A 26979-nucleotide genomic window follows, 5' to 3' on the forward strand; every position below is an offset into this window, starting at 1 on the left:
TGAAGATATTTTTATTGAGTATATCGTATTCTATCTTAAACATATATATAGTTCTTATTAAACTATCACTCTTTTAGTATTTTTAACTTCAATTAAAAAACATTTTCACCTCCAAAATTATGCTTACAGCAATTTCTACGTTTTCAATTTTTTCCCCAAAGTTCAATTATAAATTTTTCTTCTATAAAATTAGCCGGATATGCAATAAATACTTTTGGAATTCTAGATATATTTTTAAAAAAATTAGGCAACCTTTCATATTCACAAACACTATTATAAGATTCTTCCAGTCTTCTTAAATTAACTTCACTATGATTAGATTTATCATCTAAAACAATACCATTCCAAAATCCATACGAAAATGGTTCATAAATATTATAAAATTTTGAACTAAGAACCCCTAAATTTGCCTTCTCACACATTAGTTTAAAATGACTATTTTCATTTTTTATCATTAAGTTATCTGAACTTTTGATCCTAAAATAAATACTATTATAATCTGATGTTTCAAAAATTTCTTGCAGTGTAAAAAAATCCGAAGAGCGATGTTTTTCATTAGGCAAAGGACTATTATGCGCTAATACTTCCATTATTTTTTTACCCATATTTCTTTCTAATTTTGATTCATCATACCTAACAATATAGTTGTCAATTGAACTAGTTTTATTGTTTAAACATGTACTTATATTTCTATAACATTCATCTGCAAAATTATGGTAAAATTCTATATTATTATTAGAATGTTTTACAATATTTTTTAATATATTTTTTAAATCAATTTCTAATTCTTGATGTTCAAGCATTCTATTTGCCACTGAATTATTGTCATATTGTTTTATAATTAGATCTCTTATTTTCTGTCTAAATTCTATTAACTTATTTTTATCTTCATAATTTTCAGTAATTGTAAAGTCTAATTTTTTCCCATTTGAGTCTACTATATTTAATGAATCGTATGGTTCCGTTTTTACTTGTTCTACAACCCAATGAGAAAGGGAATGATCTGCAAGTTGTTTTGGATAGGCTTCTGAAACATATTTATTAACACTATCAAATATTTCTTGACATTCTATGATATTATTAAGAGTACATGTATTGGTTTTAAGTGCTGTATTTAAGGCTTCTGGTGTCCCACCTATTTGTATTCCATGCACACTAAGCGTCGAATGTCTTAGTGTTTCGTCACTAACCATTTTTAAATTAGCAGATAGTTTAAATTTTCCTTTTACTTCCTTATCTCCTTCCTTTTTGTCTCCATCATTGCCAGAAGTTGAATCTATAACTGCGTTTTGCACTACACCTATTTTATTTTCAAATTCATTACGAGCAGTTCGATTATCAAATTTTATTTTTACAGTTATAATTAATTTTGATGAGTAAAGTTTACTTGTTACTACTTCATCTCCACATGTTTTCATAAAATCATAAATATTATTTAGTTTTCCATTTTTATCAAAGTAACTTAAAGCGGTTTTATTTAAAGTAAATGCAGCACTATCATTATGCATTAAATTAACCCTTCCAAGTATTACATTAGAAGAATAAGTTACTGTCCTACTTAAGCGAGTGGTTTTAGCATCATCGAGAAAACGAGATTCTGGTGTTACAGTATATCTTTCTGTTGGAATAGAAGAATCTTTCAGACTAGTGTCAAGTATTTTTCTTATTTCTGAATAATTTAGATTATCTCTTAAATTAACAAATGATCGCTCAGAATTTGTAGGAATTTCTAGCTTATAATTTTCAAGACATCCCTCTTTAAAAATGTGTTTCATTACGTGATACCCACCCATATCCTTGGGAGTACTTGTATCTATTTGAGAAATGGACACATGGTTTGAGCTAGTTTTTTTATTTATCAAGCTATTAGTTTTTGTTCCGCAAGAAATTAAACTAACACTCTGTAACGTGCAATAAATAACAAATTTATTAAGTATATTTTTCATATTATCCTCGGAGCTAGTTGAAAGTTGAGAAAAATCATGAAAGGTTAAAGAAATAGATCATTTTTGGTATAATACTATCGTTGAAAAAATTACAAAGAATATCAGTTAACAGCTGATATAATGTATTTAGAAAGACAACATTTACTTAAAAAGGCTTATTCCTCTAGTTTATTTTTCAAATAAATGAATAAAATTTCGAATTCTTGTCGAAATAAACTCACTATTTTTAAATACATTTAATTCATGGGAAATTTTTTTTATATTTTGAGATTAAAATTTAGGTATTTTTTTGTGAGCCGGTCATTTATAATTATGCTTTACTTTTTTATCTATTTAAGCTTTATCACCAAGAGTTGTATTATTTCTTGCATTAAAAATAATCCTGACCCCCATTTGAATTTGTCACTTTTAATTATAAAATGGTGAACAGATGGACAAGTTAAAGGAAACAAGAATTTTGTTAAAAAAATTAAAAATAAATTTAATATTTTTAAAATTATCCAAAACTCCAACGACATAAATAATAGCGCTTTCTTCATTGGAAAACATGAAATTAAAGTAAGGACTTATTTTTAAAAAAGGTGAGGAGAAAGTGAAAGAAAACTCTCAGGCTGGAAGATAAAAAGGTGATGAGCTAGTTCTGCCTTCCCATTGGTAGATTCTTTGTTACTCTTTTTTTTGCAAAAATATTTTAACAAATTTAAGATATTATTCAATTTTGACCAATATTTTTCTTAACTATTTAGCTAAATAAATAATATATCAATGAAATTGTTGTACTTGATCATCAACATTAACCTTACGACCTGTGCATTTTTTTCAACTTTCTTCTCACATTTTTAAAAATTAATTCTAATTTAAATTTTTATTTACCTAAGAAAAAAGCAAATCAATTAAATTTATTGGATTTTTAAATAACTTTGAAATATAGAATTTACTTGCAACTACAAACAAGAAAACACGTTTCAATGAAAACAAAACAAGTTTTACAAATTGAATTAATACTCAATAATAAGTCTTGTTAAGATAAATAAACTAAAAATATTTTGTCCATGGCTAAAACAAATTTATTTGTTTTTATTAAATTAACTAGATCAAAAAAGTATTTTCTTTTAATGAAAAATTTATTCAAAATAAGTCAGCAGTCTTTTGCAACTCTTGTTAAATTATCAAATTGAAGTTAGTGACCTCCAAATTTTCCGGAAACTTAGATTCGCTAAAGATTTCAACAACAATGCTTTCAGGAAGTTTTTGCTTACCTACTCAAGCGCATGATCTTCTTTTGTTTAGTTTTTTAACTATTAATTTAAATTTAATAATTTATGTTTATTTGTTGAATAATTTCTTTTTCAACAAGTATTTTATATATTTTTTTAAATTTTAAAAGTCAAGAAAATTTTTAATATTTAATTATATTTTATATATATAAGAAATTATTTTGAAATTTTTTTTTTAATAGAGTTGCCAATTTTCTTTAAATGTTACTTTTGGATATGCTTATAGGTATAGGCTATAAGTTAGTAGAATGTATAAAGGGCTAATAATCAAAACTTTAATTTTTGTATAATCATACTCTAGAACTATCCTATATCCTATAAAAACTATTTTATATTCTAGACTTATATCTTATAAGGGATAAATATCAAAAAATTATTGTCTTTTATTAAACACTTACTCAGAAAATATTGATTTAACGCATAATATTAATTTTTATAAGAATTACAATAATACATAATTTTATTTTTCATAAGAATTAAAGATATATTAATCCACACTTTAAGTTATAAAAAATTTTACCATAGGAAACTTTATTTGCAATTTCATTTAATACATTGAAGCTTAAATTTTTGTAATGAAATATTTTATCTTCAGAATCAAATGTACTTGCATGAATAACATAACCATTTTGCTTCACTTTAAAATTTCCAATATTATTCATCACTCCTGCTGATAATATAAGATGAATATCAGGACTATGTTGCCAAAACTTTTTCCCAACTCCTTGAAAGTGATCAAAACAAATTTCTATACCTAGAGTAAAGTGTTTATCGTTATGAATTGGAATGCAGTATAAACCGACACCATTTTGATATATTTTCTCAGACTTTATTCCGGGCATAAATAATTGATTACTATAATCATCTTCTTCATCATAACCGGCAATTTTATTATATTTTACTATTCTTTTTCCTGATAAATAGCCAAATGTTTTATTTGAAATTAAATTGAAATTGCTTTTTTTCCCATGATATTCTCCCACTCTATCAGAAAAATTTTTTGTATCTCTAATATTGTACATGTTAAATTCATGCTGAATTAAATACTTAAGATGTGCAGAAGAATTTTTTGTTTTATCATCAATTATTGTAGATTTATAAAATTCATAAGGTGATTTATAAAAATCAATACCTCTTGATTTTTTTTCTTTAACATAATCTTTATACTTATTCATAGTTTCATATAAAGAAGATTCACTCTTGGTATTTTTTTCACCATATTTTTTTTCACTCGCAATTGTTCCTAATAATATTAAAATATTTTTATATTTTTCTGAAAGTTTATGGATTTTATTTTCTATAAGTAATTTCTCTTCATTTAAAATTATTTTTTTCTGTTTAGTTAATGATAAGAAATATTCTGGGGCAAGAAGTATTGCTTTTACTTGCTGATTTTTAAAATTTTTTTTATGTAATTCCTTAAACTTTATATATTCATTGTCACTTATTATTTTTATCTTATTTACTCCAATACAACTGTAAAATGAAAAATTATTTTCTAGATGCATTAACTGATCATGAATGTAATTAAGAATATGCTCAATTCTTTTAAATTTTTCTTCCAATGAAAATGTATCTTTATAAATTGAATATACTTTAAAAATAAAAATAGGTGACATAAATCTCTTTCAATAAAAGTCTAGTTTACTTAGATCAAGATAAATCGCTAAAACAAATTTCATGTACTAGCAAGAGTAAGCAAACAAATATTATTTTTTATTGAAATAATTTAAGTATTTCTAAAACTTGATTAATAGAAGGGACTTCACGAAAAATAAAACCTTTTTCATGAAAATATTTAGACTCTTGTATTCGTGATGCTATATCTTGATCTTTCAGCAAACTTTTTGCAACTCCAAGAACAAGATTATAAGAATTACTATTTTCAATATTTTCCAATCTTTGAAGAAAAGCTTTCTTATGCCAAGAATGAAATAATTCTAAAAATACTACTTTATTATTATTAATAAATTTAAAATCAGGAAAAAAGAAACTACTTCCATCAAACAATATTTCTTCATCATTTTGATCAATTTTCCAATATTCCGACTTATTTTTAAAAAGTTCAGAAAAAGTTTGAAATTCTTCGGGTATATAGCTGGAAAAATTTTTATAGTGAGAAATTAGTGGTGATTTCTCACTTATTTCTAGCACTCCTTGGCTTCTACTTGACTTAGAAATTGCTATATTTGCAATTAACTTCCATTTTGTTAAAAGCACAATATTTGGAAAAAATGCTGCTAAGTTAAATCCATACTTTTGAGTTTGAATAAATAAAGAGATTGGTCCATCGATTTGGACATAAAAATTATCATCTTTAATTTCAATATAAGCTACTAATTGATAAAATTTTAATTGACGGAGTAAAAATCTTAGATCTGCTTTTGAATTTTTATGCTGTCCAATTTCAATAGTTACTGCTTCACTATAAAATAGTAATCCTTGCACTAAAGAAACATTATAACGATTTAATAATTTTATTTCTTCGATATCTTTAAATGCTATAATTTTACTATTCTCAGGTAAATCTGAGTAAAGTATTTTCTGAATTTCTTCGATTGATTTCTCAACAGTTTTAGCTATATCTTTTAAATAATGCGACAATTTAATTTCAGAATTTTCTTTTAAAAAAAGAGTTGCATTAGAAAATAGTTTATGTCGAAATTCATTCATATCACTTGTCATTACTTCGGCATATTTTAATCTATCATGCAAAAGTTTAATAATTCCTTTTAAAATTATTTCTTCAATACTAGATTCAATCAAAAGCTGTTGCTCTATTTGTTCTTCAACTTCATATCTGGTTAAACCTATAGCATTTGAAAAAACTTGCAAAGCACTTCTAGCAAAATTTAAAAGTTCAGGGTCACTAGATGAAATGAATTTAGGAAGAATCTGTCCTTTACTTTTTTTAAAGTTCAGAAGTTCTTTTTTCGTAAGCACTATGCATTTTCCTTCTTTGGTTTACAAAATATTCGCTTGTTCCAGCGGAAATTAATTCATACAATATAGCTTTTTTTCCTTCTTTGGCACGTAGTATTCTTCCCAATCTTTGTACATGCTCTCTCACTGTTCCACTACCAGAAACCACAACTGCAACATTAGCTTCTGGAACGTCAACTCCCTCATTCAAGACCTTTGAAGTAACTAAAATATTATAGACTCCCTGCCTGAAAAGAGTAAGAAACTGCTCTCTTTCCTTAACTTTTGTATGATGAGTAAGAACTGGTAAATAAAAACTTTTTCCAATTGAATATGCTGTTTCATTATCTTGAGTGAAAATAAGAACTCTATCTGTTCGATGTTTGAGTATAATATCCCAAACGTAATTTAATTTATTTTCGGATGATTGAGATAATTTTTTTTGCTTTAAATATGCTGCAAAAGCTTCTTTTCCATCTGATGTTCGACAAGTTAATTGAATGAATTGCTGCCAGCCATTTTTCTGTTGAAAATTAATGTTATTTTTACGAATAAAATTCAAATAAATTTGTCGATATTCTTGATATTGCTTTTTCTCAGTTTCAGACATTTCGACTTCAAGTGTTATTATTTCGTAAGGTGCAAGAGTTTTTCCTTCAAGATCTTTTATATCCGTTTGGTAACAAATTCCGCCACATAATTCATATAATAGCTTTTCTTTTCCGTCAGATCTTTCTGGTGTAGCAGTCAATGCCAAACGAAACGGAGCAATAGAACTTAATGCAGTATATTGCATTTGTTCACTGGGTAAATGATGACACTCATCAAAAATTAAAAAACCAAATTTATTTCCCTTTGAAGGCACATGGATCAGAGCAGAATCATACGTTGCTACAGTAATATTTTCTGGCTGGTTATAGCCACCACCAAGTAATCCTATTTTAGTGCCAAAAAATTTTAACAAGACATCATACCACTGGGTCATTAAATCAATAGTAGGCACATGTATTAATGTGGGACGTTGTATTTTTGCTATTGCTAGAACAGCTAAAATAGTTTTTCCAGCTCCAGTAGGTAAAACAACAACTCCATTAGACTGTTGATTTAACCAAGCATTAAGAGCTTGGGTTTGATAGGCTCTTGGTTCGATCTGCATTTGAATTGAAAAATTTTGGGGTAAAAAATCTTTTGCCTCATCCTGATAAACTATTTGCTCTTTTCTTAAACCCAAAATAATATTTCGATAATGATACCCCATCGCACGAAAAGCAGATACCCTAATATCCCATTTTAAATATGGAAAAATGGAAGCTAAATTTTGTGCCAGATTCGATATTAATAATGTTCCTTTATCAAACCTAATATGTATCAAGACTCCTCCTACTATTGATCCATAGTTTCATTTACAAATGCTGTATTAAATGTCAAGTATTAACTTTGAGGAAAAAATCAAACCTATTTTTTGAAATAACAACTACAAAGTTGATTTAATAACATTTAATTAGAATTATAATTAATTTAATTTTAAAAAATTCTTTAAATGGATATAGTTTTAGATAAATATTTTAACAAAAATATATTTACAAATTGCTATTTTTATTTTACTTATAAATTGTAAGTTGTATATAAATATTTTTACTCACTGTTTCCATGAATTTGTTTTAGGAGATGAAATGTTAATCCAAAAAATTTCAAGAAAAATATTTGCATTTTTTTTAACAACTATTTGCTTTAATCCAAGTTTTTTAATTGCAAATCCAGCAGGTAATTTATGGAATTTTGAGAAAAGTGAACGCATTTTTCATTTTATCCCTAATCCAGAGCCAAATGAAGGAAATTTATTTGGAATAAATTACACTTGTAATAGCTTTAGTCCAAATTATGTTTCTTTACTTATATTTTACCAAGGAAAATCACCGATAATTTCAGCAAATCCAGAAGCATTTATTCATAATAAAGCATTAAATAAAAACCCGCTTAGTCTTGAAGAACGAGGTTTTATGCTTGTAAAAAATTTATCTAAAATGTCTTTAGTGCTAAGTTTTGGAAGCAAATACCACATTTCAAACTTTACAGGAATTCCAATTCAAGGTCTTGACTGTAGTTCTCAGGAAATTAGCCATTAAAAAACTTTCCGCTATTGGTAAGCATCTTCTCTTTTTTTATATAAAATATTATTTTACTTTTTTCTCAATACCAAGTAGAATCAACTTTGATTTAATCATTATTTTATTTTGCAGGTATTTATATGAAAAATAATAAGTATTTTAATATTGAAAATATTATAAAGGATGTTAAATTAAACCAAAAATTTCCGTTTCAATCTATTGTCATAAATTCAAAAAAATTTGATATTAAAAAAAAAATTAACCTTTATAACAATAATAAATTTAGTAACTACTGGTTATTACGAGATCTCTTGATTAAAAACAATGGAAGTATTTCAGAAATAAAAAAAAATTTATATATGCGTTATGGTGGGGATGAAATAGCACATAAAATTCTCGATGATCTTGAATTAAAAGATAAATTAAAAAATTATAAGATATTAAACGCAGGTTCAGGATTTGGTTCAGATCTAATTGAGCATGCCTATTTATTGCCTAATTCAAGCTTTATAGGAATAGAATATAATAAAAAATATGCAGATTTATCATGTAAAATTGTTCATTCATTAGGTTTGGAACAAAGAATAAAAATTTATTGTGCAGATTTATCTAATACAGAAGACCTTCTTAAGATAAGAGATAAAGAGGGATTATTTGATGGCGTTTATTCAAATTTAGCAGTTTTACACATCAAAAATAAGAATTTAGTTTACGAAAATATTTACAAATTAATGAAAGAAAACACGAAATTCAGAAATGAAGATTACATTAATGACTCTTTAACTGATATAAAATTTGCTGAAGAAAAAATTGGTTGTCAGAATTTAAAAACAATTTCTGAAATGTATGAAATTGCAGAGCAAGTAGGATATAAAAATTCATTGTTTGAAGAATTAACTAATAGCTGGAAAATATTCACTAAAGAAAGAGCAATTAATTATGCAAATTTAAGAAAGAAGAAAAGCAAAATAAAGGAAGATTTCTTAAATGATGTTTCATACTTTTTTTCTTTAAAAAATGGAGCTGGAGGGGTTTTTATTCATACTAAGTAAAATTGATTCAATATTTTACCATGCTATATAATTTTCCTTAAATAATTTAATCATAGTCTTTTGAAAAAAGTTTTATGTACAAAATTATAGACATTTTTTTCCAATTTTGTTAAATCAATCCCTCCGTCCTTTGGAGTATGGAATGATCAATTTTTTAGTTGCATTAAGCCCTTTTTTATTTAGTGTATTTTCTATTTTTATTTTAAAAAAAACGGCAACCTTTTCAGCTTTCTTAGCTTGTATCTTTACAGTTTTTATAGCTATAATTTTTCCTGCTTTCAAATTTCAAAGTAGCCTTTTTTTTAGTGCTTTCATATCAAGTACAATTCTTGTAATTACAATTGCTCTTATCATAATTCCTGGTCTTTATTTTAATAATCTTCTAAAAAAAATCGGGAATATTGAAAAATTATCTTCATTAATTGAAAATCTTCCTCTTTCTACTGAAAAAAAAACGTTACTATTAATGCTTGGAGTATTACCTGCAATAGAAAGTTTTACAGGCTTTGGAATATCTTTATTAATTGGTATTCCTATTTTTTTTCGACTATTTATTCCTGAAAAAGCATTTCTTCTTTCAATGCTAAGTTTAAATACTATACCTTGGGGAACATTAGCAATTTCTACCGCTGTAAGTTCAAGCTTATCCGGATATTCAATTTCTGAAATAGGTTTAAAGTCTTCCTTAATCAGTTTTTTGATTTTTCCTATTATTGGTTTTATTAGTTTATATATTATAAATGGATTTCAACTAATAAGAAAAAAATGGTTCCTTGCTATTTTACATGGCCTTATTTATTCATTACTTTTATTTTATTTTAACTATATACAATTGATTGAAATGGCTGGAATACTAACAGGTATTAGTTCATTTATTTTATTTTTTGTTATTTACTACTTCATGAGTCATCAGAAAGAAGAAATAAAAAGTTTCTCTTATAGTTTTATAAAAACTCTCTATCCTTATTTTATATTACTTTCTTGTATTGTCTTAATTAGAATTCCATTTATTTACCAATTTCTTCATGACATATATAGCTTAAAGTGGAAAAACATTGAACTTAACCCTTTCGTAAGCCCTGGAATAGCGCTTACATTAACAACTCTTTTATTGCTAGTAAAAAACAAAACAAACCTAGATCACTCCCAAGAATGGAAAAAAATTAAAAATGTTTTATTAAGTTTATTTTTATTTATCCTGCTTGCAAGATTTATGTTTGAATTTAATCTTATAACTGTGATAACAGAACTAATCTCAAAAATTGAGGAATACTATTTAAAAATCTTAATCTTACCTATAGTTGGAATGCTCAGTGGCTTTATTACAGGATCAAATGTTGGTGGTAATGTTTTAGCTTTAAATATTCAACTAGAGGTTGGGAACTCTATTAATCAAGGATTATTATTTGTTGCGGGACAAAATAGCGCTGCTGGGCATATTATTTTTACAGCTATGCCAATTATAGTAATGATAATTACTTTATCTTCTGATTATATTTCTAATAAATCTTTTGAGATTAAAAAAATTGAGAACACTATGCTAAAATTTGGCATGAAAGTAAGTTTTCTTTTTCTTACATCTTTCTTATTTACATTATTTATCTCTTATTATTTCTTGAAATAAAATGATAATTTGATATTTTTAAATTTATAAAAATATCAAATTAAGAATAAATTAAAGTAAAACTTTTTTCAAAAAAATAAAGACTTCCATCAGTAATTATTACATACCAGCAGAAGTCTTATTGACTACTTTAAAAACTCTAAAACTTCAAAATTGTCTTCAACTAGAAACCATTTACTACCTTTTTTTACCCATTTTTCAAGGGTTATTTGTCCTTTTATTTTATTCATAGACCAAGGAGAACTTAACAATGCAGTATTTTCATCAACTACTAATATCTTTCTATCTAAATATTTCATGTCTGCCGCGCCAGTATTAAGTACAATTTGCCAGTACTTAGCAATTGAATTTTTTCCTTCAACGGTTCCAAATTCAATTGGCATAGATTGCAAAAGAGCATTTTGTGAATAGTCTTTAAAAGAATATTTTGCTACCTTATTTTTTGCATCTAAATTAAATCCTTTCTGCCATTGATTCGTTTTTTCTAAAATTTCTTTTTTAATTCTTTCTTCTTTCTTTTTAGAAATATTAAGATTTTCTATAGAATTTATTGTTTTAATAATATCAGCAACTTTTACCGGATTTGTTAGATTCGGCGCATGTCCAGAAGTAATTGTAAAAACTTGTTTTACTTCAGTTTCTGTATACATTTCACGTTGTAACTTTTGAGGAATTGCATTATCACGCAAAGTTTGAATATAGTATTTAGGAATTGTACCAAATTTTTCTTTACTGATATTAATTTTGTGAGATAATGGCTCAATAGGTTCAACAACCATCTTTTCTTCTATTGCAGTAAATTCATCTTTTGGAATTTCTTGCGCATAAACTGAATTTATCAGCCCTTCTTTTATAGCAACGCTTCCATTATCATTATCAATCACTAAGTTATTTGTTAATAAAGAATTAGAATCTTTTACTTTATCTAAAAAAGAAATTCCATTCGGTAAAAGAGCTGCAGATAAATATACCAATGTTTGAACCTTATCAGTTCTTTTTTCTGCAACTTCACTAATAATCGTACCTGCAAAACTATGCCCTAAAAGAATTACTTTTCCTTCTTGTTTATCTAATTCTTGTAAAACAACGTTAACATAGTTATCAAACGTAACATCTTTAGGTAGCATTTTATAATTACCATGCGCTGGTAATTCAGGTAAAACAACATGGAATCCACTCTTTCTCAATTCACTGGCTACACTATCCATAGCCCAAGCGCCAGTAAATGCCGAATGAACAAGAACAACAGTCTGTTTAGGTTTTTCAATGGCACTAGCCGTGAAACCCAAGATTGGAAGTAGCAAAGATGAGGTTAGCGCAGAAGTCATAAGTACTCTTTTTTTCATAAGTATTCTCCTTAAAAAGAATTAAATCCAAACCGAACATTTGGTACAGTATAGATAGATTTATAATTCTTGTTTGTCAAGGATTTTTGTACCGAATGGTCTATTTATTATTTTAATCATTATTATTAAATACTTACCTCAAAGAAGAGAATAAAATGAATGGAACAGAGGAAAAATTTGCTAAGGAAGTATATATGATATTGCGATATATCTTCTAGTATTTTTTTTTAACAAGGTAAGTTTATACACATGCAAAAATTATTATCAGCAGTACTTTTAATCCAAATTATTTTTCTTAGTTGCCAGAAAAATAATAGTAACAATAATAGTGATATTAAAAATCAGCCACAGGCTAATTCCGCGCATTTATTTGAGCTAGGAATTTCAGATTCCGAATTGCTAGCTAGAAAAAATACGTTTTTAAATTCATCAATCTTAACTAAAATACCAGGCTTTAATGATAAAATAATAAATATCAATACCAGTAAGCTAAACACTGGAAAACTCTGCCCCACACCCAGAATAGCATTATATAATTTTCCCAATGTTGGTTCTGATATTTATTGTCTCGAGCTTCCAAAAGAATTTCGCAATAATATCCCAAGTAAGATCAAAGAAGAAATAATTTCAAAAGATTTAAGAAATTTAGATCTGTATATATTTGTACAATCTAAAATGAACTCTATAAGTGCTCTTGCTATCCCTCTCGATGTTCTCAGAGTTCACAATTGGGCATATCCAAATATACCATTAGTTTATGGAGCATTGTTTAATCGAGATCTATATATGACTGCTTACTCAGTCACAAAAAAAATACCTCTTTCAAACCAAATTCAAGAAAATAAATTAATTCCGTTTAATGTAAATTTGCATGACAATTTGGTATCACCTGACAATGCACATATGGGATTAGCTACAGCTCCTAATATTAACTTTGCATTTTATACTTTAGTTATCGACAAATTAGACAAAAGAGCTATTGTAACATTTCATTGGCTAATTAAAAATGAAGATTATAGTGATGACGGTACTAATCCAAATCGTTTGCATTCACTTCAATATTTAAACAAAAGTTTTCCTGCTTCTATTAGCCTGAATTTTTTAATAACTAGGATAAAAGCATTACCAAATTTTAACTCGCCTACTGATGAGGCAGTCAATAATTTGCAAAATTTAATTAAGTAATTAATATCCATAATTTTTATAAAACAATTCAAAATATCTAAAAAAAAATAAATAAACAAAAATAATATAATTTTATAGCAATATTGACAAAATATTTTTTTTTACAATATAACAAAATACTTTTGTAATTTTAGTGGATAAATATTATGAAATCAAAAAGCAAATTTATTATTACTTTTATTTTTTTAGTCATATTTGTTTCTACTATTATAGGAATATTAGTAAAGAATTATCTTTCACAAAAAAACACCTTAGTAAATTTAAATCATGGTGGAAAAAAAATTTTTACAACTATTCAAAATCAAACTATTAAAGAAGATAAGAAAGCAATTGATTTAAGTGATTTATACAAAAAATCAGATTTTTTAAACTTTCCTGAACGCTTTAATAAAGAAAATAATTGTTATACTACTTTAATTGAACAATACTGCATAAAAATAAATTCAATTTTCCAAAATAAAGAAAAAAACAATATCTACTACTATATTACAGTAACTGGAGAACTTGAAAATACTGATGAAATGGATGACAAACTAGGAATTGTGCAATTATTTAAAGTAAAATTTATTTCTAATAAATTTCCATTCTATGAGATAGTAGCTAAAAGTGACGTCATAGATTTATCTTGTGGACAAACAAAAGGAGAGTGTTCCGAAGTAAAATATCTTAAAATATCGAATGATAATCAACATATATTTAGTATTGAACGTATTTATCCTATTCCACATGGAGGAGGAATTACAAGCGAAGAATTTTTTCTGCCAAACGAAAAAGGCAATATTGAGCCCGTCTTAACTTTTGTTAATGATTATATTGGTTCTGAACATTGTTTCGATAGTGGCGATGAGGAAACTGAAACAACTATAACGCAAGATGAAGTCACAACTCCAAAAGAAGTTCGCTGCGAAAGAAATGATGTTTATAAAGCAAGCTATAAAATTATTGAAAATAATACGGGACTCTACTCTTTCTACGTAACTAAAAAATTATACCCAACACAAACTTCTCCAAAAGATGAATATAAAAGTTATGAATTAGATAAACCCTTAAAAGAGAAATACTTTTTCATTTATTTTGATGAAAATAAGCAAAAGTATATTTCTTATGAACCTAGTAATCTATAACAAATGAAATTTTTCTTGATTTCAGAAGCATCTCTAAACCCATAAAATTCATCCAAAGATGAGTAATTTCATGGCATATTTGGTTCTATTTTTTAAAAAAGTACTCTTTTATATCTCAAAACTTAAGTTATATCTTAAATACATCCGAATTGCTTTGCCTATAATTATTTGTCAATAATTGTTTTTAATTGATTGAACCTAAGCATAATTGCTTGTTTATATGTTGTAGGCGCTGTACCAACTGAAAAAACACCATTTGTACCAAAATTATCGAAAGGGAAAGTATTTGGATAAGCAGTTAATTTTTTTAATCTCTCCTCGCAAAAATCTAGTATTTTTTCAAGCTCATGTGTCTGTATTTTTGTTATTTGTTCTGCAGCTTCTTTAATTTCTTGCAAGTGTCCCGGTGTGACAAATTTTTCAAGATTTAAATGCACTAAAAAAGGCATTGATTCTTTAGGATTCTTAAGCTCATTTAAATCTAAATATATCTTATATGGAGCAGAATTAAAATTAAAAGATTCTTGATTATCGATTTTAAAGAATATTTTTTTTCCTTCAAAGTTTATAACCCCTAAATTACTATTTGAACTTGCAAGTCCTTTTAAATCTCTCTCACCTAGTAATATACTTGCGACAATTATTTTCCCAAGTCCACTACCAGGTGAGAGTAATGGTGTTGTTAAATGTTTTGTAGGCAGATAAATTGGTTTAAAATATTTAAAACTCTCTTGAAAACTTTCTTCGATTTTTATTGCAGTATGAATTTTATTTCCATCTTCAATAAAGCATGCTTTTTGTGAATTGTTACCTATCAAAAAGGTATATACTGTACTTGCATAGGCTTCTGACCAACTATTTTCTTTCACTAAGTAGTAATCTGTATGAGATTTTATACTTTGATAAACCTTTTTTACCCCCGATCCTGTACCAGATAAGGTTTTTCCTGTTTCTACAAGATCACTAAATTTCATAATGCAAGGAGTGATATCTACATTCTTAGCAGTTTTAGGATTAGCTGTCTCAGACTCTGATTGATTAGTTTTTCCCGATTCTGAGTTTGAAGACTTTACACAACTTGAAAGATTCATCGAAATCAGAAAGAGTAATAATATTACATTAAAATATTTATATTCAACAAAATACATAAAATTCTCCTTATAATTTAGATTTTATTTTATCTTTAATTTAATAATTATACATTTCAGTGAAAAATAAAAGAACAACTCCGCCCTATTTTTAATTCTTGGCATGCTGCCTCAATATGCTTTTGATAATGCAATTAATATCTATTAATACTTATATTTTTAGGAAATTATCCAGCAAAATGAATCACTTTATTTTTTATAAACCAAGCATTTTATAACAAGTGGAATACTTGACTCCAATGCAGGGAATCAATGCCTTGTTTTTTTCAATATAAAATACTTCATATTCAGCATACATTTTGCTACAGAAGAAAAAGAGGGGAATTCTCTATATTTTAATTTAACGGAATAAATATGAAAATAGTAGTAGCAGCACTGATTGAAAATCAAGGATTTTATTTTGTAGCACAGAGAGCAAAAGGACAAAAATTAGAAGGATTTTGGGAGTTCCCTGGCGGAAAACTAGAAGAAAATGAGTCCATTGAAGCATGTATAAAACGAGAAATTAAAGAAGAGCTTAATATTAGTATTGTTCCTAAAAACATTTTTTCAGAAACAATCTATGAATATGAATTTGGAAAGATAAAATTAATCGGAGTTATTGCACAGATAGAAGAAGGAAATTTAGAATTGCGGGTCCACTCTCAGTATAAATGGCTAAAACCCATTGATATTAGAAGACTCAAGCTAGCACCTGCAGACATTCCAATTGCAGAGAAATTATGTGGGATGAATTTTCATAATTAAAATAAAAGACCTAAAAAGATGTTACTATAAAATGATTCTCATGATTTGAATTCTTTGAACTATTTATTAAATCATTTTCTTGTTTATTATTGTTATTTTTAATAGTATTTCTAGAAGTTTTGAAAATTTTTATTACTACTCGCAAAATTAATTACATCACTCACTTTAGAATTATCTATTTTTAGTAAAGGCATATATAAATTTAAAGCTAAATCAACTTCATTCAAAAAGCCATCAACAAAATACTGCATATAATCATCAAATTTTTGAATTTCAACTGCAACACTCATTAACTTTATAAATATTTTAGTATATAAAGAAACTATTTTTTCAATATCATTTTGATCATAGTGTTCATTTCCATCATGCAGTTTGTCTTGCTGTGATTCATTATCAATACTTTCTAAATAGGATATAAAATGATCAATTTTTCTTTTTTCAATTTCGTAGTTTTGTTCTTTGTTATTATACTTTTGGCACAATTTCATCAACTCTAAGATATTTAAATCAATTTTTCTTATTAAATTGGAAATATTGTCAAGTCTTTTATCTTGCAATTCAGAAATTGCCTTCATATATCTTGTAGGAGCAAAACCTCGTTCCGTTTTATAAAAGTCATAGGCTGGTCGGAAAGAATATTCTTTATTATTTTCTAAATTTTTTTCTTTGCTATTTCCAGCTTGCTGAGCAATATACTTTTCAATTAATTGTTTCCAATATTTATCTTGATGTTGATCTATTTTTGCAGCTACAAATGCAACTCCAAAAGTACCAATTATTTTTAACGGCATTACAGCATAATTAGTTAATATATTATTTACTAAAGAATCTTTAATAAAATGCGAAAAGTTATTTGTAATCATTACAACGCCAGTTCCTGCTTGCATTACTTTAAAAGCATGATAAGAACCACCTAATACTGAACATAAAGAGGTATATCTTTCTTGCCCAGTAAGACCTGTCGCTTTTGAAATAATCGAGGATATTATTTCAAAAATAATCAAACAGCCTAAAGAAACAGATAAACCTACCCCAGTAGCAACGTCTTTTGATGATAAGCTAACAGGATTATTGATATTAGGAAATAAAAGTGGGCTCAAACCTTTTAATCCTCTATTGAGTGGATCAGCTATGGAATCTGGAGCATTACTCGGTGGGCCAAATAATGTATCTCTTAATTTATTTGGAATTCTTGTATCTTGTTTCAAAATATGTAGGTATTTCTCTGTTTCCTTTTGATTCATTTCGCCAAGTATGAGGGTATTATGAACAAGATCTACAAAAGAATTTCTATAGTTTTCGTCTTTATTTTTGACATATCTCTTTATGGTTTTGCGTATAGCATTTTGATTTGTTAAATTTTTATGCAAGTGTTTTCTTTTAAAATCTGAAAAAGAAGAGCTGTTATTAGAAAAAACACTTAGTGACTTAAATAAACTTAATCTTAAAGTTTCTAGTTGAATGTAAAGTGGTTGTTTTAAAAGTAAAGTATATCTATAGTAATTTATCAATTTCATATAGTCATTTTTTAAAGCATGCTGTGAAGTATTTTTATTTTTAAATTTTTCAACACTTTCAATTAAATTAACATAGTAGGTAAAAAGAGTTGATATATTAAATTTATATTGCCCATTCTTTGCAATAGACTTTTTAACATCTTCAACAATTTCTTTTACTTTTTTCATTTCTAGTAAATCTAATTCAAATGAAGACATAACTGAATTAACTTGATATTTAGAATTAAAACTATGCGATGCAACAAGTTTACTAGAAATTAATACATTGTTTCTATTTATATCATTTTCAGGCAATAATTCAATTGGAATTATTGATCGTAGTACTTTATAAGAATCCCCTGATAGAATTTCTTTTCCCTTTAAAAATAATAATCCCACAAAATTGCTAGCTAATGCACCTCCTGCAATTGCACCAGCCGTAGCAGCTTGTGATGCCGCATTTGCAGCTATTGAAGCTGCGTATCCCCCAACTCCCACTGGTGGCAATACAATGGCAATCGCTATCATAAGTAGATCGATCAACGTATTTGCAGTTAAAGTAAAAATTTCTGCTGGAGATAGTTGAATATAGTATTTTGCTTTATCAGCAACATTTCTGCTTTTTGCAATTGCATGTAATTCAGTTGAAAATTTCTGAAAAAATTCATTTCTGTTTAAAGATGAATTGATTAAATAATAGTTACCTTGAAAAATGCCTAATTTTTCTTCATGAAATTCTTTTAACTGCTGGAATAGTTGCTGATATAATTTTTTATTTTTAGAATCTGGAAGAGAATTTAAATGTTGAATAAAAACAAAAAATTCTTGTTTAAAAACTTCATAATTGCTAAATTTCTGAATTGCATTTATAATAGTGGTTTTATTAGCATTATAGTAATCTGACAAATAATTAATATAGCTTTCATAGAACTTTTCATTTTGAACAATATAACTTAATATATCTCCTTTTTTATCTCGATTTACTAGTAAAAAAAATGTAACTAAAAAAGAAATGCAAATATTATAGTTTATATTATAGAAGGTTTCAAATTCGTTTTTTGACAATAAAATTTCTAAAGATATTTGAGTTTTTCCATATTTTTTTGCAGTATTTTCTTTTATTTGTGCAGCTTGAATTTCTTGTGGTGTACGAAATTTATTTTGAATACTAGTTTTTGTTTTTTTTATTTTTCTCTTCGCTTCACTCAACATGTGACACCTATTTCTATTTATCAAGAACGATGTATCATCAAAAGCTGCATAAACTTCTTTCTCTTTTCTTTTATATAATTGTTTTCTTTAAGAAATGATTACTTCTTGATGATAAATTAGCTATTTTCTTTAATTATTCAAGCACTTAATTTTATCATAAAAGATTTGTGGATATTTCTTTGCTCACTAAAATTCAATTTTTAGGCTAAAATTTCTAAACTGCCTGAAGTCCCATTAATTTTCACAGTCATTCCTTGTTTTAAAGCATGGAAAATCTGCTGAGACCCAGATATTGCAGGTAAACCATACTCTCTTGCAGCGATAAAACCATGCGAAAGAACACCTCCGGTTATTGTTACTAAACCTGACAAGGTCGGATAAAGTGCTGTAAAGGTAGGATTTGGTGATGTTGTTAACAGAATAGCTCCTTTAGGAATATCCTTTATGTCAGATAAGTGCTCAACAAAATAAACTTCACCTTGCGCTTCGCCTGGACTCATTGGTTCTCCATAAAATATATTTTCTTCTGGCTGGAGATTTAAATTCAAATCTTTTGTTGTATTCAGAACAGGAATTTGCATTGGCTTGGGTTTTTCAAAATTCGAATTCCATAAATTTTGTCTTTTTAAAGTTAAATAATGTAAATTTGATGTTGGTAACAGTAATTGCTCTTTTAATTCTTTAATTTCTAAAAAATAAACACTATCTTTATCAACTAGTATTTTCTTTGCAAGAAAATATTCTTCTGCTTTTTTAATTAAGTATTTTGACTCTTGAATGAGAAGTCCAGAAAAAAAATGTTGTTCTTCATCCATTTGCATTAAGTTTCTTAACTTCTCAATAGCATCAAGTAAGCAGTAATTAATTTTAATTCTATTTATCTTAATTAGTGTTTTATATAATTCGATAAAAAAGTAATCAGAGCTTTTATCAATTTTTTTAGGTTGATAATTTGTGGATAAATATTTCAATAAAATAGTACCTAGTTCCCAAGGAGCTTCTGTTAAAGATGGTTTTATAAAATCCCATGATGTCCGGATATGTCCATTTTTCTTTAAAAAATCTTCCCAAATTCTTTTAGAATCATTAGAAAGAAAATTAAAATTTCTATTAAAATCATTCATATCTTTTACACTTGCTAGCGAATTTAAAAATTCTTTCCCATTAATGTCCTTTTTTATCACCTCGAATAATTGTCTACATTCTTCATTAAATTCTAAAGTTCGATTTGAAAACTTTCCTAGCATATTTAAATAATCATTCTCTAAAAAACCAAGACTCTGAAATAATTTACTTAATACTTTTTGCAAAACATCCTTCATCAAAAAAATTGAAAAATCAGATTCAAGAAAGCCCTCTCCTATTTTCTTTAATTCTTCCATCCTATTTAATATTTTTTTATTTAAATCTGAATCATCTGGGAATTTAAATTCACTAAATTTTTTTATTTTTTTTAAAAATACTTCTTTATTGACTGACCATCTGTCAAATTCAGTTTTATAACACTTTTCAATCAAGATTAAAATAATTTGTAGTTTTAAAAATGAAAATTCAAATTTTCTGTCTTTAGCAAAAGAGATTCTCGTAATAAATATAATAAATGCATTTAATAATTTCCAAAATATTGGCTTAAAAATAGAGAAATAATGTGACCATCTAATCTTAATACCTTCTGGATAATTAAATACATTCGGATTTGCAAATACATATCCGCCAAATGATAATGCTATTTGCTCAATATTATTAACTAGTATTCCAAACTGTTTATTTAATACCTTTACATTAGTTACAAAAATATCTGAAATTGATGTCCAAGCTAAAGGAGTTAGGGGTTCAGGAAATCTTTCTAATGTTAATTCCCTATTCCAAATATTCCCGGCATAAGTTTTTTCTAACATATAAGCATCTTCAGTCGTTACTTTTCTGACTTGCACTATCCAAAATTCACTACCATCCCAAACCCACTCATAATCTATTGCTGCTTTAAACTTTTTTTCGAGTGTAAAAGCATGTTGCCATAATTCATACCAGAATGGAGTCAAATTTTTATGTGGTTTTTCATTATTTGTTACAGTATAGGAAATACCAGTTCCTTGAACAACTGAATTACCAAAAAACGCATATTCACAAGTACTGTTTTGATCCCAAATATTTAACGGATTTCTACTAAAACAAACACCATGAATCTTTGGTTCAATATATTTTTGTATAAAAAAACCTAGCTGTACTTTTGAAAAATAAGGAGTTACTTCTATAATTCGTTTTACACTACATTTTGTTAAAGCAGAAGCCAATACCTTTTTAATTTCATTCCACAAGCTATATTCATCATAAATATTTATTTGAAAAGAGTCAAAACAACCTGCAAATGAAGCTAAATGCGAATCTTCAATACTCATACTTGAACGTATGATAATATTATTTCCAAGAACTTTTTTTATTTCTTGTACTTCTGTATGCCAGTTATCAGGGGGAGAAATGCTTAATATTTCATTTTTTAAACTACAGTATTTCGTTTTTTCTTCATCTTCTGATTCATTAAATTCTAAGGCAATTTCTTTCATTTTTTCATTAAATTTACAAATCTTATTCTTAAGGTAATTTTGAATCTCTGTGCAACTGTATAATCTTGATTCTGGAACGTTATAAAAATTATTTTTCAAAAAAAGGCAATTTCTAGCTTTTCCACCATAGCCAACATCTTTCAAGCCTTTTCGTAGTAACTTTCCTTTTATTTTATTCATTATTCCATTTCCTTATAAAGATTCAGTAATTTCAAGTCATATTCTTCTGTTTCTCTTTCTAAAAATGAGAATTTAAGAATTCCAGCAATAATTGTTAAAACATTTGCAAGCGTAAAAATAAAAATATTTTTTGTGCCATGTTCAGAACAAAGAACTTTAATAATTGAAATTGGCGTTAGTATTTTATAGTAGAACATAGCAAAAGTATTATTACCTAGGTAACCTGAAATACATTTAATTTCTTCGGCTGGAATAAAAAACAAAAGTATCCACATTTTTATCCAAATTTTAAATTTATTCTTGTAGCTTTTAGAAAGCCTGAAAAGTAAAAAGTTTTTTTCAATCTTTGTGATATAAGTCGTTCGAGCAGTTAAAAGAAATTTTAAAGAAATTGTCCTTTTTTTAATTAATTGAATTATTTTTTTTGAAACAAATTTTTCGCACCATAATATTGTTTCTAAAAAAAATGTATTGTTCTTTAACTCTGGAAAAAGTTGACTCGTAATTATTAGGGATCTAAAAATTTTATCATGAGAGGAAGAGTCGCTTATTAAAATTTTAAATTTTGAAAAATCCAACGGCTTCCCAAATTTTATTACATTAAAAATATCGGCCAATTCTTTTATCCCAACCTTGAACAAAGGTAAATGAATACACAAATGAAACAAATTATGCTCCCAAGACATTCTGAATGAATTTTGAAAATTTGTTATAGGTACTAAATTTAACCATAAAGAATTTTGGATTTTATTCAAAAGTAGATTACTTGATAACCCCCAATGTACACTTATTACACATATTTTATCATCTGAAATATATGGGGGTAAATGATGGGTTTTAGTTAAATCTAGCTTTTTTGAAAATAAATTTTTAAATAAACAAGTAAATTTATTATTTTTTAAAATACCTTCAAAAGCATGAATATATTTTTCTTCAATAAGGATATCAATATCATTCATTTTTTTATAAAATTTTTCTGAGTAAAGACATTGGCTAAAGCAAAATCCTTTTAAAAATACGACTTTGATACCTTGAGCTTTTGATGCTTCTAGAACTTTCTGGATGTAACTATTTTGCCTTAAAAAACGGTTTTGATATTTTAAGTATTGAAAGTTCCAATTAGCTATTTTTATTAGATTATTAAATATTTTTGGAAAATAATATTTAATTCTTGTATAAGTTAAAACTTGTATAGAATTTCTTTCAATAATCTCAATAAATAATTTTAGATTTTCTATTTTTTTCAATGAATCCTGAATTTTCTCAAATTCATTTATGTCAAACTCAGCATAATTTAATTTTTCTAAGACAAAGCTAATATTTATATACTCAAAGTTATCTTTCATAAAGGTTACCTATAATTTTTATAAACAATTTACCTTAGAATTTCTATTAATAATTGCGCTTATATAATTTCTATTTTAAATTATTCTTAAATACACAGATATCAATATCATGTCAAATAAAGTAATGCTTTATTTAAATCATAAAAATTGTACTTAATTTATAATGTTACATTAAAAAATATTTTATGGAATAGAAATTTGACAAAATATAAATTTTTCTTTATGCTTATTTAATAATGTATTTAAAATATTTACTGAATTTATTAATCAATTAAACACAAATTTTAAAAGAATATAATTATGAAAAGTATAAAAAACTTACTTTTAGACCTAGACGGGACTTTAGTTAATTTAGATGAAATAAAAGCAAAGCTTTACTTTGTTTCAAAAGCAATTTTATGGAAAGAATTTAATACCTCTCCAATTCGTATTCTTTACTCTTTCTTGACATTTAAGGAGAGAATTATATCGAATCCAAATGAAGTGCTTATTTATCAAAAAGCTATTAATGGATTTTCTGAATCTATGAATATATCTATTACTAAAAGTGAGAAATTATTAAATAATTTCTTAGAGGTAACTTTTCCCTTGTTAAAAAAATATTTTACTCTAATTCCTGAGGCAAATAATTTTATTAATTGGGCAAAAAATAAATACACTTTATTTTTAGCAACAAATCCGTTTTGGCCACCTGAATATGTAAGTCTGAGATTGCAATGGGCGGGTATAGATGTAAATGCATTTAAGTTCATTTCACATTCAAAAAATATGAATTACTCAAAACATTCTAAAAAATATTTTCAGGATTTGCTGTCAAGAAATAAATTAAATTCACAAGAGTGCTTAATGATAGGAAATAAATTATCACTCGATGGAAATGCTAGAGAAGTTGGAATGAATGTTTTTATTGTAAATTTAGAGAAGAAAAAAAAGAAATTTCTTGGAAGGAATCCATTAAAGAATTTTGAATCAAAGCCTATTAATTTTGGTCAATATAGCAACTTAATTGAATACTTAGAAAGGAATTCTAAATGTTTATTGTAGTAACTGGACCTGATGGCTCTGGGAAAACAACCGTATGCAATAAGCTGCAATTTTTTTTGTCAGAAAAATTGAATGAACGTTCAATTACTATCGCTTCTGTTTGGGATCAGTATGAAGAGTTGTTTGCTAGTCAAGAACATGCGCAAACATATTTAAAAAATTTGAAAGGTTCTTCCCGTTCTTATTTTATATTCCATGCTGTACAAAGATCTTTAGAACTTGCACGTGAAAGAAAAAAGAAAATTATTATCATGGATTCTTATTGGTATAAGTATGTTGTTAGCGAAATAGCATTGGGTTCAAAAAAAGAAATTCTTTATCAAATAGCAAATCTTTTTCCAATTCCTGATTTGACAATTTATTTAGATATTTCAGCTGAATTGGCTTTAAAAAGAAAAAAAGAAATTTCTAATTATGAACAAGGAATAGCTAAAGGTAAAAATAGTGAAGAGAAATTTTTAAATTTTCAAAATTCATTACGTCCCGTTTGGAAAGAAATTGAAGGTCAATTTGGTCCTTGGTTTTCAATATCAGCTAATCAAAACTGCGAAAAAATAATTGAAAGTATGTTTTCTATTTATCAAAAAAAGGTTGCATAAATGAACAATATTAATGAAAAAGAAGATATTCATGAAGCAATTATTTTATTTAATTCTAAGGCTAAAGGTGGAAAAGGAGGCGATATTTGGAAGAATATTCTCAACTCAAATATCTTACAAGATAAGTATAAAATATTTGTAAAATCTCAAATAGATATTGCAAATATTGACAGCAAAAATTTAAAAACTATACTGCAAAATTTTATTCAAAATGGTTTTCATAAATTTATTGCCGTTGGTGGCGATGGAACTGTCCATTCAGTTGTAAATTACTTAATTGAATTTCAAGCAATGAATCCTATGATAGGAGCAATAGGAGTAGGTTCTTCAAATGATTTTCATAAACCTAATAAAGAAAAAATTGACTCAATACCAGTTAGACTAAACTTTCAAAAAGCATTTTTTCACGATATTGGATTGGTTGAATTCAGAGATAAAAACAATTTTCAGTTAAAAGAATATTTTGTTGTTAATGCAAGTGTAGGCTTTACTGCAAATGCTAATTACTTTTTTAATCAAAATGGTAAAATTAATAATTTCATAAAGAAAAACAATACTAACTTAGCAATTATTTACGCAATTTTAAAAAATTTTCTTTTCTTTAAACCAATAAAATCAACTATAATTTGCAATGGTATAAAATATATAAATAATGAAATAGTTAATTTAGGAATCCTTAAAATACCACATTTTTCTGGAAATTTTGTGTATCCAAAAGAAATTAAAGTAAATAATGGATATTTTGAAATATTTTATTTTAATAGCATGAGTAAAAATGTTTATAAAAATAAAATTCAAGTTTTAAAAATCTTGAAAAGTTTTTTCCAAAAAAATGTCCTAAGTAATTCATCTTTAAATGAAATTACAGCAAATAAAATTGAAATACATGCAAAAAATGAAACTCTTCTAGAATTAGACGGTGAAGTTAAAAATTTTTCTTCTGCAATTTTCAATATTATTCCTAAAGGTTTATTGCTATGTCCTTAAATACTTTTTCACAACTTGAAAATAAAGAATTGCAATCTTTAATTTCGTGGCTTGGAAAAACACCCAAAAGTAAAAAACAGATCAATGAAATAAATCAGTCAGATTGTGAAGTAATTAAATTAAAAGAAAATTTATACATATATTCCTCCGTAGATAGTGTTGCAGAAGAAATTACAAATAAACTTTACAAAGAGCCAGAAACAATTGGTTGGGTTGCAGCTCAAGCATCAATATCGGATTTAGCCGCTTGTGGATGTATTCCATTAGGAATTTTATTTTCAACTATTTGGGAATTTGGAACTCCATTGTCTTTTCAACAAAATTTAGCAAATGCATTTAAATCAGCATTAAGTTTACAAAATTGTTTTTTGCTTGGCGGTGATAATGGGAGTTCATCAAGCACAGTGATTACAAGTGTTGGATTAGGATATTCAACGAAACTATCAAAAATGCGGACTGGAATTCAAGACAATGATTTTCTTTGCATCACAGGAAAATCAGGTAGAGGTCCTGCATTATGCATTGATTTTCTTATGAATCAGAATAGAAATTCTCAAAGATACTTTTCTGAAAATTTATATCGACCTATGGCTAGAATAGCAGAAGGTATTTTATTACAAAAATATGCAAATGCTATAATAGATACGAGTGATGGAATTCTTTCTGCTGTAAAACAACTTTGTGAAATTAATAACATTGGAATAAAACTAATTTGGAATGAAAACTGCTTAGACGAACTTGCAATAGATTTCTGCAATAAACTTAATTTACCAAAGTTTCTTTTATGGATTGCTGAACACGGTGATTTTGAATTAATTTCAGCAATTTCTCCGAAAAAAATTCTGCAAGCTAAAAAAAATATTCCAAATTTAGAAATAATTGGACAATTCAAAAAAAATAAAAATGAACATGAATTACTCTTTATCAATAAAAATGAGGAAATTAATTTTAAAATAGACCTGAATAAAACACAATTTTTAGCTGAAGAGAAAAATAGTTCGATAAATCAAATTAAACTCAGGATGGATTCACTTATTTCATATTTAAAAAATAATCAATTTCCTTAAAAGGA

The 26979-nt window shown here is 26.4% G+C and carries 19 protein-coding genes; 10 read left to right on the plus strand and 9 right to left on the minus strand.

The genetic code is table 11. From position 1 onward, the window contains the following. Positions 1-143: 143 nt before the first annotated feature. The 4 genes from QEJ31_RS03095 to QEJ31_RS03110 all read right to left on the minus strand — a co-directional run bounded on the left by QEJ31_RS03095 (position 144) and on the right by QEJ31_RS03110 (position 7517). Positions 144-1946, minus strand: a complete 1803-nt coding sequence (locus QEJ31_RS03095) for a hypothetical protein (RefSeq protein WP_280592333.1) — start codon at positions 1944-1946, stop codon at positions 144-146. A 1753-nt stretch (positions 1947-3699) separates the two neighbouring features. Further along, positions 3700-4842: a hypothetical protein gene (locus QEJ31_RS03100; protein ID WP_280592334.1), complete on the minus strand. Its 1143-nt coding sequence runs from the start codon at positions 4840-4842 to the stop codon at positions 3700-3702. Positions 4843-4939: 97 nt separating this feature from the next. Then, positions 4940-6166, minus strand: a complete 1227-nt coding sequence (locus tag QEJ31_RS03105; protein WP_280592335.1) for a DUF790 family protein — start codon at positions 6164-6166, stop codon at positions 4940-4942. Then, a complete protein-coding gene (locus QEJ31_RS03110) occupies positions 6135-7517 on the minus strand; it encodes a DEAD/DEAH box helicase family protein (protein WP_280592336.1) in 1383 nt (460 codons plus the stop codon). The genes QEJ31_RS03105 and QEJ31_RS03110 overlap by 32 nt, the downstream gene beginning before the upstream one ends. A gap of 301 nt (positions 7518-7818) precedes the next feature. On the opposite strand from QEJ31_RS03110, the gene QEJ31_RS03115 reads away from it, so the two are divergent. The 3 genes from QEJ31_RS03115 (at position 7819) to QEJ31_RS03125 (ending at position 10929) form a co-directional block, all read left to right on the plus strand. Further along, on the plus strand, positions 7819-8271 hold the full coding sequence (locus tag QEJ31_RS03115; RefSeq protein ID WP_280592337.1) for a hypothetical protein: 453 nt from the start codon (positions 7819-7821) through the stop codon (positions 8269-8271). Positions 8272-8393: 122 nt separating this feature from the next. After that, complete coding sequence (locus tag QEJ31_RS03120; protein ID WP_280592338.1) at positions 8394-9305, plus strand: methyltransferase domain-containing protein; 912 nt, start codon at positions 8394-8396, stop codon at positions 9303-9305. Between the two features lie 142 nt (positions 9306-9447). Beyond that, complete coding sequence (locus QEJ31_RS03125; RefSeq protein ID WP_280592339.1) at positions 9448-10929, plus strand: L-lactate permease; 1482 nt, start codon at positions 9448-9450, stop codon at positions 10927-10929. Positions 10930-11054: 125 nt separating this feature from the next. On the opposite strand, the gene QEJ31_RS03130 is transcribed toward QEJ31_RS03125, so the two are convergent. After that, the gene (locus QEJ31_RS03130; protein WP_280592340.1) at positions 11055-12275 is read right to left on the minus strand and encodes an alpha/beta fold hydrolase; all 1221 of its coding nucleotides are present in this window, start codon (positions 12273-12275) and stop codon (positions 11055-11057) included. Between the two features lie 249 nt (positions 12276-12524). Between QEJ31_RS03130 and QEJ31_RS03135 the strand changes: the two genes are divergently transcribed. Together QEJ31_RS03135 and QEJ31_RS03140 are read left to right on the plus strand one after the other, a co-directional pair. Next, positions 12525-13460 carry a hypothetical protein gene (locus QEJ31_RS03135; protein WP_280592341.1) on the plus strand — a complete coding sequence of 312 codons (936 nt, stop codon included), beginning with the start codon at positions 12525-12527 and terminating at the stop codon, positions 13458-13460. A 146-nt stretch (positions 13461-13606) separates the two neighbouring features. After that, positions 13607-14584 (plus strand): hypothetical protein, encoded by a 978-nt coding sequence (locus QEJ31_RS03140; protein ID WP_280592342.1) that lies wholly within the window; start codon positions 13607-13609, stop codon positions 14582-14584. A 164-nt stretch (positions 14585-14748) separates the two neighbouring features. Here the strand turns inward: QEJ31_RS03140 and QEJ31_RS03145 are convergent, their stop codons facing one another. Further along, positions 14749-15732, minus strand: a complete 984-nt coding sequence (locus tag QEJ31_RS03145) for a hypothetical protein (protein ID WP_280592343.1) — start codon at positions 15730-15732, stop codon at positions 14749-14751. A gap of 354 nt (positions 15733-16086) precedes the next feature. Between QEJ31_RS03145 and QEJ31_RS03150 the strand changes: the two genes are divergently transcribed. Beyond that, positions 16087-16479, plus strand: coding sequence for a (deoxy)nucleoside triphosphate pyrophosphohydrolase (locus QEJ31_RS03150; RefSeq protein ID WP_280592344.1), 393 nt, complete (start codon positions 16087-16089; stop codon positions 16477-16479). A gap of 110 nt (positions 16480-16589) precedes the next feature. On the opposite strand, the gene QEJ31_RS03155 is transcribed toward QEJ31_RS03150, so the two are convergent. The 3 genes from QEJ31_RS03155 to QEJ31_RS03165 form a co-directional block, all read right to left on the minus strand. Beyond that, positions 16590-19187 (minus strand): hypothetical protein, encoded by a 2598-nt coding sequence (locus QEJ31_RS03155; protein WP_280592345.1) that lies wholly within the window; start codon positions 19185-19187, stop codon positions 16590-16592. 200 nt (positions 19188-19387) lie between these two features. Then, complete coding sequence (locus QEJ31_RS03160; RefSeq protein ID WP_280592346.1) at positions 19388-21931, minus strand: PEP/pyruvate-binding domain-containing protein; 2544 nt, start codon at positions 21929-21931, stop codon at positions 19388-19390. After that, positions 21931-23277 (minus strand): nucleotidyltransferase family protein, encoded by a 1347-nt coding sequence (locus QEJ31_RS03165; protein WP_280592347.1) that lies wholly within the window; start codon positions 23275-23277, stop codon positions 21931-21933. The genes QEJ31_RS03160 and QEJ31_RS03165 overlap by 1 nt, the downstream gene beginning before the upstream one ends. A 300-nt stretch (positions 23278-23577) precedes the next feature. Between QEJ31_RS03165 and QEJ31_RS03170 the strand changes: the two genes are divergently transcribed. From QEJ31_RS03170 to QEJ31_RS03185, 4 genes are read left to right on the plus strand one after another with little or no spacing between them, the layout of a single operon-like run. After that, positions 23578-24321, plus strand: a complete 744-nt coding sequence (locus QEJ31_RS03170) for an HAD family hydrolase (protein ID WP_280592348.1) — start codon at positions 23578-23580, stop codon at positions 24319-24321. Further along, positions 24309-24920: an AAA family ATPase gene (locus QEJ31_RS03175; protein WP_280592349.1), complete on the plus strand. Its 612-nt coding sequence runs from the start codon at positions 24309-24311 to the stop codon at positions 24918-24920. The genes QEJ31_RS03170 and QEJ31_RS03175 overlap by 13 nt, the downstream gene beginning before the upstream one ends. Further along, positions 24921-25907 carry a diacylglycerol kinase family protein gene (locus tag QEJ31_RS03180; protein WP_280592350.1) on the plus strand — a complete coding sequence of 329 codons (987 nt, stop codon included), beginning with the start codon at positions 24921-24923 and terminating at the stop codon, positions 25905-25907. After that, positions 25898-26974 carry an AIR synthase related protein gene (locus tag QEJ31_RS03185; protein ID WP_280592351.1) on the plus strand — a complete coding sequence of 359 codons (1077 nt, stop codon included), beginning with the start codon at positions 25898-25900 and terminating at the stop codon, positions 26972-26974. Before QEJ31_RS03180 ends, QEJ31_RS03185 begins: the two co-directional genes overlap by 10 nt. Positions 26975-26979 lie beyond the last annotated feature (5 nt).

The sequence above is a fragment of the Pigmentibacter sp. JX0631 genome (genome assembly GCF_029873255.1).
Classification (GTDB): domain Bacteria; phylum Bdellovibrionota_B; class Oligoflexia; order Silvanigrellales; family Silvanigrellaceae; genus Silvanigrella.

What these genes read in the sequence shown, in the direction of transcription:
- QEJ31_RS03095 (WP_280592333.1), bottom strand. Translation starts at nt 1,946, where the DNA reads ATGAAAAATATACTTAATAAATTTGTTATTTATTGCACGTTACAGAGT.
- QEJ31_RS03125 (WP_280592339.1), top strand. Translation starts at nt 9,448, where the DNA reads ATGATCAATTTTTTAGTTGCATTAAGCCCTTTTTTATTTAGTGTATTT.
- QEJ31_RS03155 (WP_280592345.1), bottom strand. Translation starts at nt 19,187, where the DNA reads ATGTTGAGTGAAGCGAAGAGAAAAATAAAAAAAACAAAAACTAGTATT.
- QEJ31_RS03130 (WP_280592340.1), bottom strand. Translation starts at nt 12,275, where the DNA reads ATGAAAAAAAGAGTACTTATGACTTCTGCGCTAACCTCATCTTTGCTA.
- QEJ31_RS03185 (WP_280592351.1), top strand. Translation starts at nt 25,898, where the DNA reads ATGTCCTTAAATACTTTTTCACAACTTGAAAATAAAGAATTGCAATCT.
- QEJ31_RS03115 (WP_280592337.1), top strand. Translation starts at nt 7,819, where the DNA reads ATGTTAATCCAAAAAATTTCAAGAAAAATATTTGCATTTTTTTTAACA.
- QEJ31_RS03170 (WP_280592348.1), top strand. Translation starts at nt 23,578, where the DNA reads ATGAAAAGTATAAAAAACTTACTTTTAGACCTAGACGGGACTTTAGTT.
- QEJ31_RS03140 (WP_280592342.1), top strand. Translation starts at nt 13,607, where the DNA reads ATGAAATCAAAAAGCAAATTTATTATTACTTTTATTTTTTTAGTCATA.
- QEJ31_RS03150 (WP_280592344.1), top strand. Translation starts at nt 16,087, where the DNA reads ATGAAAATAGTAGTAGCAGCACTGATTGAAAATCAAGGATTTTATTTT.
- QEJ31_RS03175 (WP_280592349.1), top strand. Translation starts at nt 24,309, where the DNA reads ATGTTTATTGTAGTAACTGGACCTGATGGCTCTGGGAAAACAACCGTA.
- QEJ31_RS03165 (WP_280592347.1), bottom strand. Translation starts at nt 23,277, where the DNA reads ATGAAAGATAACTTTGAGTATATAAATATTAGCTTTGTCTTAGAAAAA.
- QEJ31_RS03135 (WP_280592341.1), top strand. Translation starts at nt 12,525, where the DNA reads ATGCAAAAATTATTATCAGCAGTACTTTTAATCCAAATTATTTTTCTT.
- QEJ31_RS03160 (WP_280592346.1), bottom strand. Translation starts at nt 21,931, where the DNA reads ATGAATAAAATAAAAGGAAAGTTACTACGAAAAGGCTTGAAAGATGTT.
- QEJ31_RS03180 (WP_280592350.1), top strand. Translation starts at nt 24,921, where the DNA reads ATGAACAATATTAATGAAAAAGAAGATATTCATGAAGCAATTATTTTA.
- QEJ31_RS03145 (WP_280592343.1), bottom strand. Translation starts at nt 15,732, where the DNA reads ATGTATTTTGTTGAATATAAATATTTTAATGTAATATTATTACTCTTT.
- QEJ31_RS03100 (WP_280592334.1), bottom strand. Translation starts at nt 4,842, where the DNA reads ATGTCACCTATTTTTATTTTTAAAGTATATTCAATTTATAAAGATACA.
- QEJ31_RS03120 (WP_280592338.1), top strand. Translation starts at nt 8,394, where the DNA reads ATGAAAAATAATAAGTATTTTAATATTGAAAATATTATAAAGGATGTT.